A 19,132-nucleotide genomic window follows, 5' to 3' on the forward strand; every position below is an offset into this window, starting at 1 on the left:
GGGCGCGATTCGAGCGCTCGGGGAAGTGCCAAGAATCAGACAACGGAAGTTCTCCCCCACCCTGCCCTCCCCCGAGTGGGCTTTCGGCGCCGGAATTGCACTACGAAAGTTCGCCCCCACCCTACCCTCCCCGTGGGGGAGGGAATGAGGAAAAACGTCCCTTAATGACGGTGATGCACGTCGGGCCAGTGGGTGTGCGTGTGCGTCATCGGCGCGTGCTCGTGGACGTGCTCGTGCCCCTCGAGCTCGTCCCCCTCGTGGCGGTGTCCGGCGTGATGCTCGTCATGGGAATGAGGATGCCTGTGCCTCTGCGGCGCGTGCGAGTGAGGGTGCTCGTGGCGCTCGCCGTGAAGGACGAGGACGCCGGCGGCCATGAGCAGGGCTCCGGCGGCCTGGGGCCCGGTCGGGTTCTCTCCGAGCAGGAGCGCGCTCGCGAACATCCCGATGAACGGGCCCGCCGCGAAGTAGGCGCCGGCGCGGGCCGCCCCGAGGGCCCGCAGGGCGCCGATGAGCAGGACGAGGCTCAGCCCGTAGCCGAGCGCGCCGACCAGGAGCGTCCACCCCGCCGCGCCCGCTGAAGGGAAGCGGGACGCGAAGAGGAGCGCCAGCAGCAGGTTGAAGACGCCGGCCGCCAGACCTTTGACAAAGGCGAGCAGGGAGGGAGGGACCTCCTCGAGCTCGCGGGTGAGGTTGTTGTCCAGGCCCCAGCAGACGCAGGCGCCCGCCGCCAGGAAGGCGGCTGAAGAGAACCCGGCGGAGGTCCCCGGCGTCCAGCCCGTGAGCGCGCCGCCGACGCAGAGCAGCGCGAGCGCTCCCCAGATGCGGCCGGCGACATGCTCGCGGAAAAAGATCCGCGCGAGCAGCGCGGTCGCGACGCACTCGAGATTGAGCATCGCGGAGACCTCGAACGCTCCTCCCCGCCGCAGGGCCGCGAGGAGCAGGGCCGGCGCGAGCGCTCCGCCGAAGAGCACGGTCCCCAGAAGGAACATGCGGGCCCGCGCGCGCAGGAGGACGAGGCTCCGCAGGTCCCGCAGAGCGAAGGGAAGCAGGCCGAGACCGGAGCCGAGGTAGAGCAGACCGGCGAGCGCGAGGGCGGAGGCTCCCCCGGCGATGGGCTTCAGGAGCGCCGGGGTGACCCCGAAGAGGGCGGCCGCGAGAAGGGCGACGAGAGGGCCGCTCACTCGACCTTTCCCCAATCGCCGACGAGGATGGCGTGCTGGCGCAGGCGCTGGGCGTCGGTCCGCGCCACCGGGATGGGGTTCCCGGCAGGATCGGTCCCGCCGAAGAACATCGCGGCCGCGACGGTGCCGGGGGTCGGGACGAAGCACTGCACCTGACGCGGCTTCCAGCCGCGCCGCTTGAGCCAGCGCGCGAGCGCGTGCATGTCGGCCTCGGTGCAGCCGGGGAATGCGCTCATGAGGTAGGGGACGACGAACTGTTCCTTGCCGGCCGCCTTCGACTCCCGCTCGAAGACCGTGAGGAACTCCTCGAAGGCCTTGAAGGACGGCTTGCGCATGAGCTCGAGCACGCGCTCGCAGGCGTGCTCGGGCGCGAGCTTGAGCTGGCCGCCGGTGAACTCCGCGGCGAGCGCGCGCTGATAGGCCGGGCTGCGTGCGGCCAGGTCGTGGCGCACGCCGCTGGCGACCCGCACGTGCTGGACCCCGGGCAGGCGCTTGAGCGCGCGCAGCAGCTCGACGAGCCCCTCCTGATCGTCCTGGAAGTGCGGGCAGAGCGCGGGGGTCAGACAGCTCTCCCGGCGGCACTTCGCCGGATCGGCCGCACAGCGCGCGCCCCACATGTTGGCGCTGGGTCCGCCCACGTCGCTGACCGAGCCGTCGAAGCCTGCGCTCTTGGAAAGCGCGCGGACCTCCCCCTCGATGGAGGCCTGGCTGCGCGAGGCGATGCGCCGCCCCTGGTGCAGGGCGAGCGCGCAGAAGGAGCAGCCGCCCGCGCAGCCGCGATGGGAGACGACGCTCCCCCGGATCATCTCGACGGCGGGGATCTCCTCGCGATAGGAGGGATGCGCGGCGCGCGCGAAGGGCAGACCGTAGAGCGCGTCGAGCTCGGCGGTCGAGAGCGGCTCGGCGACCGGCGTGAAGAGGACGCTGCGCGCGCCGCCCCTCTGCCGCCCCGGAGCGTCAGCGGGGCGGTGCGAGGGGAGCACGGACGGCGCACCGTGCGCCTGCGCCGCCCAGCGCCCGCCCATCATCTGGCGCTCGAGCGCGAGCGTCGCGGACATGAGCTTCTTCGGATCGGCGAGGATCTCCTCATACGAGGGAAGCGCCAGGACCTCGGCCCCTGCGGGGATGTCCTCCGGCTTCCCGACGAAGGCGACCCCGGGAACCCTGCGCCAATCGTTCTTGTCTCCGCCCGCGTCCAGCCGCCGTGCAAGCTCGAGGACGGCGCGCTCCCCCATCCCGCAGACGAGGAGGTCGGCCTTGGCGTCGAGGAGGATGGAGCGGCGCAGGGCGTCGCTCCAGAAGTCGTAGTGCGCGGCGCGACGCAGGGACGCCTCGACTCCACCCAGAACCACGGGCAGACCCGGGAAGACGCGCTTGAGCAGACCCGCGTAGACGATGCTCGCGCGGTTGGGCCTCGCGCCCGCCTTGCCGCCCGGCGTATAGGCGTCGTCGGAGCGCTTCTTGCGGAAGGCCGTGTAGTGGGCGAGCAGGGAGTCGAGGGCTCCCGCGCCGGCGCCGGCGAAGAGACGCGGCCGCCCCATGCGCTCGACGTCGTCGACGCGGTCCCAACGCGGTTGGGCGACGACGCCGACCCGGAAACCGTGCGCGCAAAGCCAGCGGCCCAGCAGCGCCGTCCCGAAGGAGGGGTGATCGACGTAGGCGTCGCCGCTGACGAGCAGGACGTCGAGCTCCTTCCAGCCGAGGAGCTCCATCTCCTCGCGGGTCATGGGGAGGAACGGCGGCTGAGGCACGGCGCCGGAAGCCATTCCTAAAGTCTAGCATGGAGGAATGCCGGCCGCGTCGGCACAAAGCCCGCCGTTTCTGCTATATTCACGGGGACGTGAGGCGCATCTTTTCGGAGGTTCACAATGGAGAATAAGAAGACTGAGGAGTGCTGCGGCGGCGAAGAGAAGGACTCCTGCTGCTCCGGCGGCGGCTGCGCGGTGAAGCTCATCGCGGCGCTCGTGCTGCTTCTGCTCGGCGGCGTGGTCGGCTATCTCGTCGGCAACTGCCACAAGGGCTGCAAGATGGGGATGGGCGGGCCGATGATGGGCGGACCCATGCTGGGCGGGCCCGGGCCGGAAAAGGGCCCCGGCATGCCGACGGGCCAGCTCCCCCCGAAGAAGTAAGCGGGCGGCCGCACCGGAAGGCGCCCGCTCCGTCGGGCGCCTTCCGGAGTAGGACTTTCGCCAAGGGAAGCTGGGACCAAGCCGGGCCGGATGGGGAAAATCGGCGCAGGTCCATTGCCGGAGTCCCCGGGACCGCAAGCCCCACGCACGGGGCCTTTTCATTTGTTATCTTAAGACCATCGCACCGATCTAGGAGCCCCCTACCACCACCTCCGGGGGGCTCTTCTTTTTTAGGGTGAAGCCGGAAGGGGACCGCGGGGTCGTTTTCGGCTTTTTTGTAGTACAATCCCGACGAGAGCAGGAGGGAACCATGGCGGAGTCGCCCGAATTCAAGCCGCTCGCGATGGTCGGGACCATCCCGACCTCCGAGACCTCGGAGCTGCGGTACTACATCGACGAGTACAACGGCTATCCCTACGCTTCCATCCGCACCTTCGTCAACCGCGACAACTACGCGGGGCCCACGAAGGCCGGCATCACGATGAACCCGGCGGTGCTCGAGAAGGTGCTCGAGACGCTGGGGAAGCTCCCCGACGAGCCCCAGGCCACCGAGGACGTCGAGCTCGCGCGCATCCCGCGCCGGCTCGGTCTCGAGCTGGTCGTGCGCATCACGATCTACCGCGACTCGACGGGCGTGGACCTGCGCGAATGGGTGGACGACGGCACCTACAAGGGCTGGTCGAAGCGCGGGGTGCGCATCGCCTACGGCGACCTCAAGAAGTCGATCGTCTTCCTGAAGGAGATGCTCGGCCTGCTCAAGGAACGGACGAAGACCGCCGCGCCGGCGGGCGAGAAGAAGCCGCGCGCTCGGAAAGCCAGCGGAGGAGCTCCTCCACCAAAGGACGGTTGACCTCTCCGGAGAGCAGACCCGCGCCGTGCCCCGAGCCGCCCGCGACGAACCGGGCGGCTCGCGGCTTTCCCCCGTCGCCCGCCGCCAGCGTCCGGCAGCTCCCCATCGCGTAAGCGTCTTCGGGGGCCGCGGCGACGAAGAGCGGGCGCTCGAAGCGGCGGTAGGCCTCCTCGACGCGCACGCCGCGGTAGTCGAGCCCCGGGGAGAGCAGCACGGCGAAAGGGGTCCCCGGATGGCGCGCGGCCGCGAGCAGCGCGTGGTTGGCGCCGATGCTCGCCCCCATGAAGGCGACCCTCGCCTCGGGCACCCCCCGTCCTTTCAGCCAGAGGAGCGCGGCATCCAGGTCGGCGCCCAGCGCCCGCCAATCGGCTTCGGAGCGGAAGGCCTCGCTGCGCGGACCGCCCGAGCCGCCGTGCCCGCGGGCGTCCACCTGCAGGGCGCCGAAGCCCTTCTTCGCGAGTTCCCCCACGAACGGGTCCCACTCGCGCCGGCTCGCCCCCACCCCGTGGAGAAGCACGAGGACGGGCTTCCCCCCCCGCGCCGGCAGGTAGTCCGCTTCGATGCGCAGCCCGTCGCCCGTCTGAAAGCTCACCCCTCGTGACGAGGGGACGGACTCCGTCTTCGCGGGGCCCGCCGCGAACGCCGCCGCCGCCAGGAGCGTCCATAAAGTGTTCATCCCTGGATTATACCCGGAGAACCCCTCCCCCGACATCTTAGGCCTCTCGGGGGCGCAGCTCGCTGCGCGGGGTCCCAGACGGAGTGGGCACAATGCCGTCCGGGGTCCCGGGTCCTTGGACTCTCAGGGGCCGGAGGGGTCCCGCGGTATGATGCTCGCAGGGAAGGCAAGGATCTTCCCGCGAGGTACCATCGAATGAAACGTCTCCTCTCCACGGCAGTCGCCTCCGCGCTTCTGCTCCTGTCGTTCTCACCCTGCACCCCCGTCGTCGCGCAGGTCGTCGTCGGCGCGTCGGCGCACTCGGCCCCGGTCGCGCCGGTCATGCCGGTCGCGGGTCTCAACGCCGGCGCGCTCGCCGGCACGCTGAACCTCGGCGCCTCCGCCCTCAACGGGAACCTCGCACCGCTGCTCCAGAACGGCCTGCGCGCCCTTCCCGTCGTGGCCGCGAAGGTCCAGGCGGCCGCGCCCGCCGCCGCTCAGACCGCCGCTTCGCAGGGCGGCGTCGCGACGCAGGCGCTGCAGACCCCCGACGGACGGCCGACGCCCTTCGCGTCGACGATGCAGGCGCTCGGCGAGAAGACCCCCGAGTTCAAGGACATGCCGGCCGGCGCTCAGAAGGACGAGGCGGGCCGCGACTTCTCGGCCCGCATCGGCGAAGGCGCTCCCGCGGCCGTCGCCGCGAACGATCCCGTCGCCCCGGAGGTCGAGCTCCTCGTCTCGGCCGCCGACGGCTCGGGCCGCCAGCTGACCCAGGACATCTATCCGGAATACCTCTCGCAGACCTCCAACCTCAAGGCCGTCGAGACCGCGCTGCAGAAGCAGCTGCTGGCCTTCGGCATCACGCGCTCGCTCCTCTCGGTCCACGGAGCGACGGCGCTCGGCACCGTCGCCTCCATCAACACCACGGTGCTCCGCGTGCCCGGCAAGGACGCGGACTCCCTCAGAGACGCCCTCAAGGCCCTCGGCCTCGAGGTGCAGGTCGGCCGCACGTTCGCCCTCCCGAAGCCGATGGAGGCGGAGCCCGCCGCGAAGACCATCGGCCTCAAGGAGATGAACGCGGTCATCGGCGCCGACAAGCTCCAGGCCGAGCTCAAGAAGGTGCTCGGCGAGCCGGCCGCACCGGCCCCGGAAGCGGGTAAGGCGTCCTTCCTCCAGCGCGCGGCGACCTGGCTGAAGTCGAAGCTGCTGGGCACGGCCGTCGAGAACCCGGTCCTGCCCTTCGCCCTGCTCGACAGCTGGTCCTTCGTCGACCATCCCTTCATGAAGGGACACTACCTGAAGAGCGTAGCCAACGACAACGACGGCGAGGCGCACGGCACGCACACCGGCGGAACCATCATCGGCGTCGACATCTACAATTACGCGGGACGCAACTACAACATCTTCCCCAACGGGAGCGCCTCGGAAGGGGACATCCTCTTCAAGCTCAACATGGCGCAGAAGGACGGCGCCCTGGCGACCTCGAACTCGTGGGGAGACGGCTCCGGCAATCCCGCGGGCGCCATCGAGAAGCTGTTCACGAAACAGGCCTCGGAGGGGATGCACCACAGCATCTCCGCCGGCAACTCCGGCTCCCGCAAGAACACCATCGGCGGACCGGCGATCGCGTACCACAACGTCGACCTGGTCATCAACGGCAAGGTCATCGGCCAGGTCAAGCGCATCAAGGCGATCGCGGCCTCGGACTCGGACAAGAAGACCGCGTACTTCTCCTCCCGCGGGAAGGGCAGCCCCACGACGGCCCGCGACCCCCAGTACAAGGACTGGCCCCAGAAGCCCGATGAATCGGGAGTGGGCGTGAACCTCGTGGCCCCCGTGCCGAGCGGCGCGACGGTCCCCGAGCTCGGCGGGCCCGGCCAGTCGATGTCCGGGACCTCGATGAGCAACCCGGGCGTGTTCGGCGGCTTCATGCTCCTGACGCGCGGCATCCTCGTCCTGCTCAAGGACTATCTGCCGGCGCTGCAGGGCGCGGAGCTGACGCAGTTCGCGATGGACCTCGCCCGCTACTCCATGACGCAGACGGCGGAGAAGGTCGCCCCGCTCGACGAGGTCGGCGACGGCTTCATCAACGTCTGGAACTCGTTCCAGTACGCGGCGAAGCTGCTCAAGGACAACGCGCCGCAGACGCCGACGACGTTCCTGCACGGCGTCGTGCGCCGCGTCCTGGGCTTCGCACCGCTCGGCCGCTGAGCGACCGTCCGCGAAAGAAGCCGCCGGCCGGGTTCACCCGGCCGGCGGTTCTCTTTTGCCCGGCGTCGTATCAACGCCGGGGCTTCTTGAACTTGAGGCGGTCGAGACGGAAGCGGTGGAGGTTGATGTCCGGACGCTCCTTGAGGAGCAGCGCGGCGGCCTCCTTGCCGATGAGCGGAGCGAACATCGGCGCCAGACCGCAGAAGCCGACGGCGACCACCGCGTTCTCCGCGTCGGGGAGGCGGTCGAGGATGAAGTCTCCGTCGGGCGTGCGCACGGCGTGGTGCACGCGGTCCTCGAGCTCGGTGAAGCCGCCGAGGTCCGGGAAGAAGTCCTTGAGGAAGGCGCGGACGGTCCGCTGGAACGAAGGGTCGGGGCGGTCGGTGGACCTCACGTCCTTGCAGAGCGGCCCCTCCTTCTCGCGCCCGAACTTCATGAAGCCGTGCACGTGCACGGGGAAGCCGTGGATCCCGCGCGCGGAGCAGGAGAAGACGGGGAAGTGCGGGGCGCGGTAGCGGCCCTGGTTGCGCGGCGGGCGCAGGTAGAGCATGTGCTGGCTCGTCACGCGCAGGGGCAGCCCGTAGTCGGAGAGCAGCTCCTTCGTCCACGGCCCGGCGGCGAAGACGTAGGTCGGCGCCTTCCAGACCTTCCCCTTCGAATCGCGCAGGCCGACGATGCCGGTCTTGTCGCGCAGGACCTTCACGATGCGCACGCCGAGCGCGGTGCGCGAGCCCCGGCGCAGGGCGGCCTTGTGGAAGGCCTCGATGGCGCGCTGGGCCCAGAGGATGCCGCCATCCTGATGGTAGAGCGCGAACCTGCAGGCCTTCTTGCGCAGGATGCGGTACTGGTCGAGGAGCTCGGCCGTCTCCAGGCGCTGGAAGGGGACCTTGAGCTCCTTGAGGACCTTGGCCGAGGCCTCCTCGTGCTTGCAGGTCCCGACCGCGAGGTCGAGCATGCCGGTCGACTCGAGGAACTCGATGGAGGTCTCGTGCTGGAGCTGCTTCCACATCTGCAGCGACTTCACCCCGAGCTCCGTGTAGAAGGAATCCTTCCCGTGGGTCAGGCGGAAGATGTAGGCGTGGTCCGCCGAGGAGCCGTGCGGGTTGGGGATGCGGTCTTCCTGGTCGATGACCAGGACGCGGCGTCCGTGGCGCGAGAGGTGGTAGGCCGTCGCCGAGCCGAGGATCCCGCCGCCGACGACGATGGTGTCGAAGCCGTGCACGAGTCCCAGTATAACAAAATCGCTCCCGCGGCGTGGAAAGGACGCGCCCTCTTTTGTTAGATTCGGACGGATGCTCGCCCTCGCGCTCGCCTTCGCCCTCCTCGCCCCCGCGCCGGCCGCGGCCGCGACGGTCGACGTCGTCGCCTACGACGAGGCGGGACGCATGCTCGACACCGACGCCTTCCTGCGCCACATCGCCCGCGCCGAGTTCGCCGCCGAGGGCGCGCCCGTCGACCGCAGCGGGCTCTATCTCTACGACCCCGAAGGGGCCCCCGCGCCCGGGCGCCCGTGGTGGGTGGCGACCTCGACGACCCCGCGCTGGCGCTGGAGCGGGACCGAGCGCGTCGCCGTCTCCCTGCCCTGGCCGGTCCCGGGAGACGGGTTCTCGACGGTCATCCTCGACGGAGACGGCACCGGCTACGGCGACGGCGAGACCATCATCCTCAACGAGGCGGCGGCCAAGGGCGCCTGGCGCCGCTTCCGCGAGGCCTGCGAGCGCCGCGCGCGCGACTTCGACCCGCCCTTCAAGCCCGACGAGGGCTTCCGCAAGGCGGAGGCCCGGGCCAAAGCGGACCTCGTCGCCGCGCAGTCGGCCAGCGACGGCCGAGAGCGCGGGATGCTCTTCGACCGGGCGCTCGCCTCCATCTCCTCGGCCTGGCACACGATGATCTTCGAGCACGGCCGCCAGATCGCCAAGCACGGCCAGGCGGGCAAGGCGCTGCGCTACGGACTCACGCTCGACGAGTCCCTCGTCGACCGGCTCAGCGACCACGCCTGGGTCGCCGACAAGACGGCCGCCGCGGGCGCCGATTGGGTGCGCCTCGTCTTCCGCACCCAGGGCGACGACCTCCTCTTCGCGAAGCCGGCGTCCTTCGCGCTCTACGACGGGATCGTGCGCGAGCTCAAGAAGAGGAAGCTGCGCATCATGGGCTCGCCGCTCGACAGCGCGCTCTGGCCCCGCGGCCTCACCCCCGAGGCCTACGCGGAGCGCACGCGCAACCTCGCGCTCCACTACAAGGACTCCATCCGCTCCTGGGAGGTCGCCAGCGAACCCAACGGCTCGTGGCTGGGCGGCTGGCGCACCCCGCTGCCCGACGAGACCGTGCTCGCCGCGGTGAACGCGGGGGCCGCCGAGGTCAAGAAGGTGGACCCGGCGCTGGAGACCGTGGGGACGCTCTACTGGTGGGAGGGCACCGCGCACGACGACGCCCACCCGCTCTTCGCCTGGCTGCGCTGGGCCCAGCCCCGGGGCTTCGGGAAGGACCTCGACATCGTAGCCCTCAGCGTCTTCCCCGACGAGAACCCGCTCGGGCTCGCCTTCGACCCCGTCTTCGCGCGCCTGGCGCGCCGCTTCCCGGACAAGAAGCTCATGCTCGGCTCCTTCGGCTTCGTCGAGGGCGCCGAGCTCAAGGGCTACTGGTGGCTCGAGCCCGGGGCGGTGGACGAGCCCCGCAAGGACGTCGTGGTCCTCTTCACCGGCGAGGCCTGCGCGCTGCCCCAGGGCGTCGGCGGCGGCTTCTTCTTCGCGACGCTCGAGCAGATGCTCGGCGCGGGCAAGAAGGCCACCCCCCTCTACGCCCTCCAGCGCATGACTTTCAAGCGCTTCCAGCGCTGAATTTCTCGTCGGGAAGTCCCTTGACACCCCTGCCAACGACCTTTACACTTACGATACCCCCCTGGGGGTGGATTGTCTTCAACCATCGGAGAGACTGGAAGATGAAACGCCGGCCTCGGCTCCTCACCCTCTCAGCGCTTTTCGGCGCCGCGCTCCTGTCGGCGCCCTTCGCGTCGGCGAAGGACCCCGTCCCCCCTCCCGTCACGGGGCAAGCCGACACGTCGGCCCCCTCGCTCTTCCCCCAGGGACCCGACCCCGTCAAGCTGCTCAAGGATTTTCGAGAGTCCTCGGCCTCGACGGTGCAGTCGTTCTCCAAGTCCGCCCCGGCCAAGGCGCAGGAGATCGACCGACGGCTCGAAGAGACCGAGAAGGGCATCGCCTCCGCCCGGACCCCCGAGGAGAAGAACACCGCCCTGCGCGAGGGCGTCGACGCCCTCGCCGACCTCCTTCAGACTCCCGAACTCCGCGCGGCTCCCGCGGCCCCGCGCAACGAGATGTCCAACAGCGTCGCGAACGTGCTCAACCAGGTCGGCGGAAGCCAGCGCGCCAAGGCCCTCTCCGACGGGGTGCTCGCCGACGAGCCCGAGAACCGCGACGCGCTCAACAACCGCGCGATCTCCCAGCTCCAGCTCGGACGCTACCGCGAGGCCTACGAGGACGCCAGCGCCGTCGTGCGCCTCGAGCCCAAGAGCGAGCGCGCCTTCATCACCCGCGCGCTGGCCAACTACAACATGCGCGCCTACCCCCTGGCGCTCGAGGACGCGCGCATGGCGCTCTCGATCAATCCCAACAACCAGCTCGCCTTCCAGATCGCGCGGCTCTCCGAGACCCGCGTCACCAAGTCCTCCGCGCTCGGCCTCGACGACGCCCAGAAGGCCGCCGCCGACAAGGTCGCACGCGAATACGAGGGGATGATGTCCCAGCGCGGAGCTCTCGAGGCCGCGCCCTCCGCGTCCCGCGAGGAAAAGGCCGCCGCGACGGCGCCGACCTCCGCCGACCGCGTCGCCGACGCCCTCAACCAGCAGGCGCTGACGAAGGTGCGCATGGGCGACCCGCGCGGCGCCATCCAGCACGCGAGCAAGGCGCTCGCGCGCGACCCCAAGAACGCCGAGGCCTATTACATCCGCGCCGCCGCCAACAACATGGTCGGCTCCTACCTCCAGTCGCTCGAGGACGCCACCGCGGCGCTGATGCAGAACCCCTCGCACCAGCAGGCGCTCGACGCGCGCACCGCCGCCTTCCTCGGCCTCAACCGCTGCGGCGAGGCGCTCGCCGACGCCGAGCGCGCCGTGGCGATCGACGCCAAGCACGCCAACGCCTGGCGCAACCGAGGGCTGGCCAAGGAGTGTCTCGGCGACCTCAAGGGCATGGCGGGCGATTTCAAGAAGGCCGCCGAGCTCAACGCGCAGTTCGAGACCGCCTACCGCGAGGCGATCGAGAAGTACAACCTCGCCCCCCCGCCCGCGCGCTCCGCCCCGCGCGCTCCGGAGCCCGAACGGCCGCGCTCCGGCGGGCGCCGCTTCCTCGTCGTGCTCGCCTGCTCGCTGACCGGCGGCTTCCTCATCGCGCTCGGCCTGCTCCACATCCTCGGCGGGCGCGCCAAGCCCAAGGTCGGGGCCTTCGAGGCGAACTACCGGGTCGTGCGTACCATCGGCCAGGGCGGCATGGGCGTCGTCTACGAGGCGGTGGACAAGGCGCTCGGCCGGCACGTCGCCGTCAAGAAGATGCGCGACGAGATCAAGATCGACGCCCGCGAGCGTCTGCGCTTCTCCGAGGAGGCGCGCACCGTCGCCTCGCTGCACCACCCCAACATCGTCGACATCCACACCATCCTCGAGAGCGACGGCGACCTCTACCTGATCTTCGAGTTCGTCAACGGCAAGACCCTCGACGAGGTCCTCGAGAAAAAGACGCGCCTCAGCCTCGCCGAGGCGCAGTACGTGACGCGCGGGGTCATGAGCGCGCTCGCCTTCGCCCACCAGCAGGGCGTCGTCCACCGCGACCTCAAGCCCTCGAACATCATGCTCACCGACGACGGCTGGGTGAAGGTCATGGACTTCGGCATCGCCCGCCGCGCGAAGGACACGGTCAGCCGCAGCACCGGCACCAACATCGCCGTCGGCACCCCGCTCTACATGGCTCCCGAGCAGGAGCGCGGCGAGGTCCGTCCCGAGAGCGACCTCTTCAGCTACGGCTGCATGCTCTACGAGATGCTGACCGGCCGCCGCCCCTACGGCGACTCGGCGACGACCACCGCGAAGATGTCGCGCAACTACACCCCGCCCTCGAAGCTCGTCACCGGGATCTCCCCCGAGGTCGACCTCCTCATCGCCGACCTCCTCGAGCCGGACCCCGACCGCCGCCTGCGGGTCCCCGGCGACGTCCGCACACGCCTCGACGCCATCCGCGCCTAGCAGGAATCCCCTCCCGGGATTCCTGCTCATCAGCCCACTCCATATCTCTTCATGAAGTAGCGGCGGCATGGCCCGCCGCACCTCACGAGGGGTAACAGCCGTCCTGGGACGCGCGAGCGTCCCGACGGCGCCATAGGGGTAGGGGAGGGGCCGGCGGCCCCTCCCACTGCGGTGCTGTGGCCTCTCGGGTGGGGTCCGCGCCAGCCCCCTTGGGGAGGACCCGAGCGAGCAAACTCCCTCTCTCGCGAGGGCTTCAGCCCCGCGCCGTTGCGCGGGGTCCGACAGGTGCGCGTCCGCAGGACGCCCGCCCGCGTTCCACACAATTCTCAGAACGCGGGCGGGCGCGCGTTATGATAAAATGGGTATATGCCTACCATCGAGAAGAAAGAAGAGACCCCCCTTTGGCGCCAGTATAAGGCCCTCAAGGCGGCCTACCCCCACGCCCTGCTCCTCTTCCGGCTCGGCGACTTCTACGAGCTCTTCGAGGAGGACGCCCGCCACGCCAGCCCCGTGCTCGGCGTCGTCCTCACCCAGCGCCAGGGCCTGCCGATGTGCGGCATCCCGCACCACGCCTCCTCGAACTACATCGCGAAGCTTTTGAAGGCCGGCTTCAAGGTCGCCATCGCCGACCAGATGGAGGATCCCGCGCAGGCCAAGGGCCTGGTCAGGCGCGCCGTCACGCGCCTCATCACCCCCGGCACCCTCGTCGAGGACGAATACCTCGACAGCCGCGCCACCAACTACCTCGTCGCGCTCGAGGTGGACTCCTTCGGCTGGGGCCTCGCCTGCGTCGAGGCCTCGACCGGCGAGTTCTGGGCCACGCAGGTCCTCAACGACCACGGCCATCTGCAGCTCTACTCCCTGCTCGCCAAGCTCGAGCCCGCCGAGGTCCTCACCGTCCCCAGGACGGCCGAGGAGCTGCGGCTCAAGCACGCGCTCGGCCATCGGACCTCGCTGACCTTCTGGGAGCGCCCTTTCCCCGGGCCCGAGGAGCTCCAGGGCCTGGGCGACGTGGACCTCTGGAAGAACCGCCATCTCGCCCTGCGCGCCGCGCTCAAGGCCCGCCGCTACGTGGCCGACACGCAGTCGCACCTGCGCGACGTCCTCGTCCCGGTCTACCGCGAGTCCGTCTCCGAGATGGGCCTCGACGAGTCCACCATCCGCGCGCTCGAGCTCGTCAGCTCCGGCGAGGGCGACCGCCGCCATTCCCTCTGGGGCGTCCTGGACCGCACCCACACGCCCATGGGCAGCCGCACGCTGCGCCGGTGGATCCTGCACCCCTGCACCGACCTCCCCGAGATCGACCGGCGTCTCAACTGCGTCGAAGAGCTCCTCGAGGAGTCCGAGACCCGCAAGGACCTCGGCCGCGTGCTCTCCGAGGTCGCCGACATCGAACGCGTCATCAACCGCATGGCGACCCGCTCCGCCTCGCCGCGCGACCTCGCGGCGCTGCGCGACTCCCTGCGCCAGCGCGACCGCCTCGAGCCCGAGCTCTCCGACTGCGAGTTCTGCTCGGGCATCGCCACCCTGGCCCAGGAGCTCACCGAGCTCTCCGCCCCCCTCCAGGAGGTCCGGGAGCTGCTCGAGCGCGCGGTCGCCGACCGACCGCCGGCCCGCCTCTCCGACGGAGGGTACGTCCGCGACGGCTACGACCCCGCGCTCGACGAACTGCGCGCGGTGCGCGCCGACAGCCGCAAGTTCCTCTCCGAGCTCGAGGCCCGCGAGCGGGCCGCCACCGGCATCGGCACGCTCAAAGTCGGCTACAACTCGGTCTTCGGCTACTACATCGAGATCGGCAAGGCGCACACCGCGAAGGTCCCCGAGCGCTTCACCCGCAAGCAGACGCTCACCAACGCCGAGCGCTACATCACCCCCGAGCTCAAGGAGCTCGAGGTGAAGATCCTCAACGCCGAGGAGCGCTCCCTGCGCCTGGAAACCGAGCTCTTCGAGAAGCTGCGCTCCGCGGTGCTCGAGAAGACCGACGCCGTGCGCCGCTTCGCGCACCTCTGCGCCGAGCTCGACGTGCTCTGCGCTCTCGCGGAAGCCGCCGCGGTGGGCGGCTGGGTCAAGCCGAAGATCGACCTCTCCTACGCCCTCGAGATCGAGGACGGCCGCCATCCCATCGTCGAGGCCGTGCTGCCCGCCGGCGCCTTCGTCCCCAACTCCCTGCGCATCGACGGGACGGCGCCGCAGTCCATCGTCCTCACCGGCCCCAACATGGGCGGCAAGTCCGTCTACCTGCGCCAGAGCGCGCTCATCGCGGTCATGGCCCAGATGGGAAGCTTCGTGCCGGCCAAGTCCGCCCTCGTCGGCATCGTGGACAAGGTCCTCACCCGCATCGGCTCGCGCGACCAGCTCGCGCGCGGCGAGTCCACCTTCATGGTCGAGATGCGCGAGACCTCGCACATCCTCAAGTCGGCCTCGCCGCGCAGCCTCATCCTTCTCGACGAGGTCGGCCGCGGCACCTCGACCTACGACGGCATCTCCATCGCCTGGGCCGTGCTCGAGCACCTCAACAAGCTCGGCGAGAACGCCCCCAAGGGCGTCCCCGGCGGTCCGGCGGCGCCCCGCGGACCGCGCACGCTCTTCGCGACCCACTATTTCGAGCTCACCGAGCTCGCCGAGCTGCTCCCCGGCGTCGCCAACGCGAACGTCGAGGCGCGCGAGTGGACGAACGCGGAAGGCCGCACCGAGGTCGTCTTCCTGCACAAGATCTCCGCGGGCCCGGCCGACCGCTCCTTCGGCATCCACGTCGCCGAGCTCGCCGGCCTCCCGCCGACCTGCCTCGCGCGGGCCCGCGAGATCCTTCAGGGTCTCGAGAACGAAGCCCGCAGCTCGGGCATCCCGACGCGGGCCGCCGCACCCGAGACCGGGGCCGAGCTCACGCTCCCCATCTTCGAGGAGCATGCCGTGCTCCACGAGCTGCGCCTGCTCAACCCCAACGACCTGACGCCGCTCGAGGCCCTCAACAAGCTCTGGGACCTCAAGCGCAAGCTCTAGGGCGGGAATCCCTGCGGGATTCCCGCGGGGATTAGGCAAGCTATCGCCGCCATCGGAAAGGATTTCATGAAACGACCCGCAGACGCCGTCTCGTACATGCAAACAGCCGAAAATCTCCTCCCGGAGATTTTCGGCTGATGTCCTCCATCGTCTCGCTCCCCGAGGACGTCGCCAGCCGCATCGCGGCCGGCGAGGTCGTCGAGCGCCCCGCCTCCGTGCTCAAGGAGCTGCTCGAGAACGCCCTCGACGCCGGCGCGAGGCGCGTGGACGTCGAGGCCGAGGAGGCGGGCCGGAAGCTCCTGCGCGTGCGCGACGATGGCCGCGGCATGGACGCGGCCGACTGCCGGGCGGCCTTCGGCCGGCATGCGACCAGCAAGATCGGCTCCATCGAGGACCTCGACCGCCTCGAGACCTTCGGCTTCCGCGGCGAGGCGCTCTACGCCATCGCCGCGGTCGCGCGCGTGCGCCTCTCGAGCCGCCTCGAGGGCGCGAAGGCCGGGGCGCTCGTCGAAGTCGAGGGCGGGCGCGTCCTCTCCGCCCGCGAGGCCCCTCCCGCACCGGGAACGACCGTCGAGGTCCGCGACCTCTTCTTCAACGTCCCCGCGCGCCGGAAGTTCCTGCGTTCCGAGGAGACCGAGCGCTCCGCGCTGGCCCGCGTCGTCGAGGACGCCGCGCTCGCCAACCCGGAGGTCGCCTTCGCCCTGCGCACCGGCCCGCGCGCGAAGCTCGAGTACCCGGCCGAGCGCGCCAAGGACCCCGCCGAGCGCCACCGCGCGCGTCTGGGCGAGGTCCTCGGTCCCGAGCTCGCGAAGCTCCTGCTGAGCGCGCAGGGGGGACGCGGCTCCCTGACCCTGCAGGCCTTTTTCTCGCCTATCTCCGAGCTCGCCGCGACGCGCCAGCTCCAGTTCCTCTTCGTCAACCGCCGCCCCGTGGCTTGCCGCGCGCTCCAGCAGGCCCTCTACCGCGCTTACGAACCCCTGCGCCCCAAGGACCGGCACCCGGTCGCCGCCCTCTTCCTCGAACTCCCTTCCGAGGAGGTCGACGTCAACGTCCACCCCCAGAAGCGCGAGGTCCGCTTCCGCCGCGAGCGCGACGTCTTCGAGCTCGTCGTCTCGACGCTCTCGCGCGCGCTGCTCCAGTCGAAGGGTATCCCCACCCTGCTGAAGGGCTCCGTGCTCCCGCCGTCGGCCTCCTTCCCGTCCGGGTACTCCGTCGCGCAGAGCTCCGCCGTGCAGGAGGACTTCACGCTCGGCGCTCCCGCGACGACCGCCGCGCCGCACTGGCAGCGCTCGCCCCTGCGCTGGCTGGGGCAGATCGAGCGCGCTTATCTGGTCTTCGAGTGCGAGGGAGGCCTGCTCGTCGTCGACCAGCACGCCGCCCAGGAACGCGTGCTCTTCGAGAAGCACATGGACCGCCTCGAAAAGGGCCGGGCGGGCGCGCAGAGGCTCATGCTCCCGATCCCCGTCCAACTCCCGGCATCCGCCGTCGAGCGGGTGCTCGAGCGCCGGGGGCGTTTGAAGGCCGCGGGCTTCGAAGTGGAACGCCAGGGGAAGACGGGCCTGCAGGTCACCGCGGTGCCCGAGCTCTTCGAGAAGGCCGAGGACGTGACGGAACTCGTCGAGCGCGCGCTCGACCACTTCCTTTCGCCGGGAGCCGCCAAGGCCGACGCGCGCTACGACGCCGCGGCCACGATGGCCTGCAAGGCCGCCGTGAAAGCGCATGACCCGCTCGGGGAGAAGGAAGCGCACGCCCTGCTGGACGCGCTCAAGAAGTGCCGAGACTGGACCTGCTGCCCCCACGGCCGCCCGACCCTGGTGGACCTCACCCGCGACGAGCTCGCCCGACGCTTCGGTCGATCGAACGCCCCGCCCCTATAGAGGCACAGTCAGTACCTTCCCTATCTCCCTCCCCTTCGGGGGAGGGCAGGGTGGGGGAGAGCTTTATTTGTGGGGTTCTATCCGAGCGCCGACGGAAGCGACCGGGCGACCGGAGGCGCTGGAACAAAGAAGAAGCTGCAGCTCGCGCCGCGCTCCAGCATGCGCGCCTGCAGCGGCGCGAGGTCGGCCGAGTGGTCGAGGACCTGGAAGCGGCGGTCGAGCGCCAGCCAGCGGGCGGGGTAGCGGGCCGGCGCCTCCATGAGCAGACTGAGCATGGAGGTACTTTACGGCTCTTATATTTCGTTTGTGTTAAAAGTGAGCGCTTGGCGCAGCGAACCGAGCGCCCGCCTTCAGGGGAGCTTCGGAGGTTCGGGCGCCTCGAGGTCGGACTTCTCGCGCATCCACTGACGCAGAGTCTCGGCCTCTTTCTGCGCGATCAAGCGCTCCCGCTCATAGTCCTCGAGGAAGCGCAGGAAGCGGGTGTTCTCCTCCGAGGTGTGCGTCCCCTTCTGATAGGTCCGGAAATAGCTCTGCCCCCCCTCCAGGAACGCGACGACCTCGGCGAGGTCCAGCGCGATCTCGGCGGCGGTGGAGAGTTCGCGGCGCTCGTGTTTGGGCAGGGACGGCGGGAAGAACCCGGCCGGCAGCGGAGGAGGAGGCGGAGCGGGGACGGCGACCGCGTCAGGCGTCTTCGAAGGTTCAGCCGTCGGCGCGGGCGCGGCCGGGCCTTTCGCCGGACCGCCCATGGCGGAGGCCTGGGCGTCGTGCCAGCTCTCGTCGACCTTCACCGCGCCCTCGGCCCGGACGGGGACCGCGGCCGGAGGCGCCGGCGCGGGAGCTGGGGCGGGCGCGGAAACGACCGGGGACTCGACCTTCCCGGGGGCGTCCTTGCCGGGGAGCGTCGACTGGGCGCCAACGAGCGCGGAGGTGAGCGAGAGCGTCAGGAGGGCGGCGAAAAGGGTTCTCATATGGCCTCTCAAGGGGCGACGAATTCTAATTATATCCCCTGAGCGCGCAGATTCAAGGCCCAAATCCGCCGCATGCCGGAATGGGTCTTGACGATAAGAACGGCGGGGCTATACTAAAGATAAGCCGAGTAGGTGCTCCCCCCAGCGAGGGGGATGGATTTGAAGCGCGGACCGGTCTATAAAAACAGACGCCAGGTCCGCGCTTCACATTTCGGGGGATGTTTTTCCCTACTGCTCCCCCCCACGGGGGGAGACCCAGAAGGGGAGCGAGTAAAAGAGAAAGGCCCGCGTTCGCGGGCCTTTGTCATTTGGAGTTCGCCCCCACCCTGCCCTCCCCGTGGGGGAGGACAGTAGGGAAACTGAAAATGCCTACCTTCTGAACACCGCGCCGAGGACACCCCCCAGCACAAATCCGATCCCAGCGCCAATAGGGCCCGCCAGCAGGAAGCCGACAGCTCCGAGCGCCAGTGCCCCGCCCAACGCCCAGAGGAAGCCGTAGCCGCTCTTCTGCTCCTTGGGCTTCTCGTCCTTGGTCAGGGGGTTGCGCGGTTCACGCAGGCTCGCCTTGGAAGGGTCGCCCACGATGAGGTCGCCGGTCGGCCGGTTGAGCTGGGAGCCCTCGATCCGAGCGGGCATGGGGACCAGCGGAGGAGAGACGAAGCCGGTGTCCTGCCCCTTGTCCTCGAAACCGACGCCCGCCAGGACCGCGGAGGTCTGGACGTCTCCCGAGCGGGCGGCCTGCTCGCTCGCAGACGCCACCGAACTCAGCTGGTCCTGGACTTCGGCAGCCGAAGCCGGACGTAAGGAGGCGATCGCCGCGATGAAGAACGCAAGAAGAAGGTGGCGCTTTGTCATAGCGCATACAGTATACGCGCGCGCCCCCACCTTCCCAATGGTCATTGGACCCAAGGGGAGCATGAAATAAGACCTACGTATAGATGTACCTACAGGCCCACACGATACATCGAAAGTGGCAGACTTAAATTTAATTAATATCCAGAAAAACGCTT

Annotated in this window: 14 protein-coding genes; 7 read left to right on the forward strand and 7 right to left on the reverse strand. The window is 69.9% G+C overall.

The window, feature by feature from the left end; translation table 11 throughout:
• Window positions 1-161 precede the first annotated feature (161 nt).
• Both WC969_13920 and WC969_13925 read right to left on the reverse strand, forming a co-directional pair.
• Window positions 162-1,181, reverse strand: a complete 1,020-nt coding sequence (locus WC969_13920) for an EamA family transporter (protein MFA6030948.1) — start codon at window positions 1,179-1,181, stop codon at window positions 162-164.
• Window positions 1,178-2,947: a YgiQ family radical SAM protein gene (locus tag WC969_13925; GenBank protein MFA6030949.1), complete on the reverse strand. Its 1,770-nt coding sequence runs from the start codon at window positions 2,945-2,947 to the stop codon at window positions 1,178-1,180. Before WC969_13925 ends, WC969_13920 begins: the two co-directional genes overlap by 4 nt.
• Before the next feature lie 102 nt (window positions 2,948-3,049).
• On the opposite strand from WC969_13925, the gene WC969_13930 reads away from it, so the two are divergent.
• On the forward strand, window positions 3,050-3,310 hold the full coding sequence (locus WC969_13930) for a hypothetical protein (protein ID MFA6030950.1): 261 nt from the start codon (window positions 3,050-3,052) through the stop codon (window positions 3,308-3,310).
• 310 nt (window positions 3,311-3,620) lie between these two features.
• Window positions 3,621-4,160, forward strand: coding sequence for a PC4/YdbC family ssDNA-binding protein (locus WC969_13935; GenBank protein MFA6030951.1), 540 nt, complete (start codon window positions 3,621-3,623; stop codon window positions 4,158-4,160).
• On the opposite strand, the gene WC969_13940 is transcribed toward WC969_13935, so the two are convergent.
• On the reverse strand, window positions 4,066-4,836 hold the full coding sequence (locus WC969_13940) for an alpha/beta fold hydrolase (protein ID MFA6030952.1): 771 nt from the start codon (window positions 4,834-4,836) through the stop codon (window positions 4,066-4,068). The two genes, WC969_13935 and WC969_13940, sit on opposite strands and share 95 nt — an antisense overlap.
• Before the next feature lie 195 nt (window positions 4,837-5,031).
• On the opposite strand from WC969_13940, the gene WC969_13945 reads away from it, so the two are divergent.
• Complete coding sequence (locus tag WC969_13945; GenBank protein MFA6030953.1) at window positions 5,032-7,026, forward strand: S8 family serine peptidase; 1,995 nt, start codon at window positions 5,032-5,034, stop codon at window positions 7,024-7,026.
• A gap of 70 nt (window positions 7,027-7,096) precedes the next feature.
• On the opposite strand, the gene WC969_13950 is transcribed toward WC969_13945, so the two are convergent.
• Entirely contained in the window at window positions 7,097-8,248 is a 1,152-nt protein-coding gene (locus tag WC969_13950; protein MFA6030954.1) for an FAD-dependent oxidoreductase, read from the reverse strand.
• 70 nt (window positions 8,249-8,318) lie between these two features.
• Here WC969_13950 and WC969_13955 point away from each other — a divergent pair, with 70 nt between their 5' ends.
• The 4 genes from WC969_13955 (at window position 8,319) to mutL (ending at window position 17,154) form a co-directional block, all read left to right on the forward strand.
• Window positions 8,319-9,863, forward strand: coding sequence for a hypothetical protein (locus WC969_13955; GenBank protein MFA6030955.1), 1,545 nt, complete (start codon window positions 8,319-8,321; stop codon window positions 9,861-9,863).
• A gap of 101 nt (window positions 9,864-9,964) precedes the next feature.
• Window positions 9,965-12,277 (forward strand): protein kinase, encoded by a 2,313-nt coding sequence (locus WC969_13960; GenBank protein MFA6030956.1) that lies wholly within the window; start codon window positions 9,965-9,967, stop codon window positions 12,275-12,277.
• A 366-nt stretch (window positions 12,278-12,643) separates the two neighbouring features.
• Window positions 12,644-15,277 (forward strand): DNA mismatch repair protein MutS, encoded by a 2,634-nt coding sequence (gene mutS, locus WC969_13965; GenBank protein ID MFA6030957.1) that lies wholly within the window; start codon window positions 12,644-12,646, stop codon window positions 15,275-15,277.
• A gap of 137 nt (window positions 15,278-15,414) precedes the next feature.
• Window positions 15,415-17,154 (forward strand): DNA mismatch repair endonuclease MutL, encoded by a 1,740-nt coding sequence (gene mutL, locus WC969_13970; protein MFA6030958.1) that lies wholly within the window; start codon window positions 15,415-15,417, stop codon window positions 17,152-17,154.
• Between the two features lie 77 nt (window positions 17,155-17,231).
• Here mutL and WC969_13975 read toward each other — a convergent pair whose 3' ends face one another.
• The 3 genes from WC969_13975 to WC969_13985 form a co-directional block, all read right to left on the reverse strand.
• Window positions 17,232-17,429, reverse strand: a complete 198-nt coding sequence (locus WC969_13975; protein ID MFA6030959.1) for a hypothetical protein — start codon at window positions 17,427-17,429, stop codon at window positions 17,232-17,234.
• A gap of 75 nt (window positions 17,430-17,504) precedes the next feature.
• A complete protein-coding gene (locus WC969_13980; GenBank protein MFA6030960.1) occupies window positions 17,505-18,122 on the reverse strand; it encodes a hypothetical protein in 618 nt (205 codons plus the stop codon).
• A gap of 369 nt (window positions 18,123-18,491) precedes the next feature.
• Entirely contained in the window at window positions 18,492-18,977 is a 486-nt protein-coding gene (locus WC969_13985) for a hypothetical protein (protein ID MFA6030961.1), read from the reverse strand.
• Between the last annotated feature and the right edge of the window lie 155 nt (window positions 18,978-19,132).

Source organism: Elusimicrobiota bacterium, assembly GCA_041660925.1.
GTDB lineage: Bacteria > Elusimicrobiota > Elusimicrobia > UBA1565 > UBA1565 > JBAZUV01.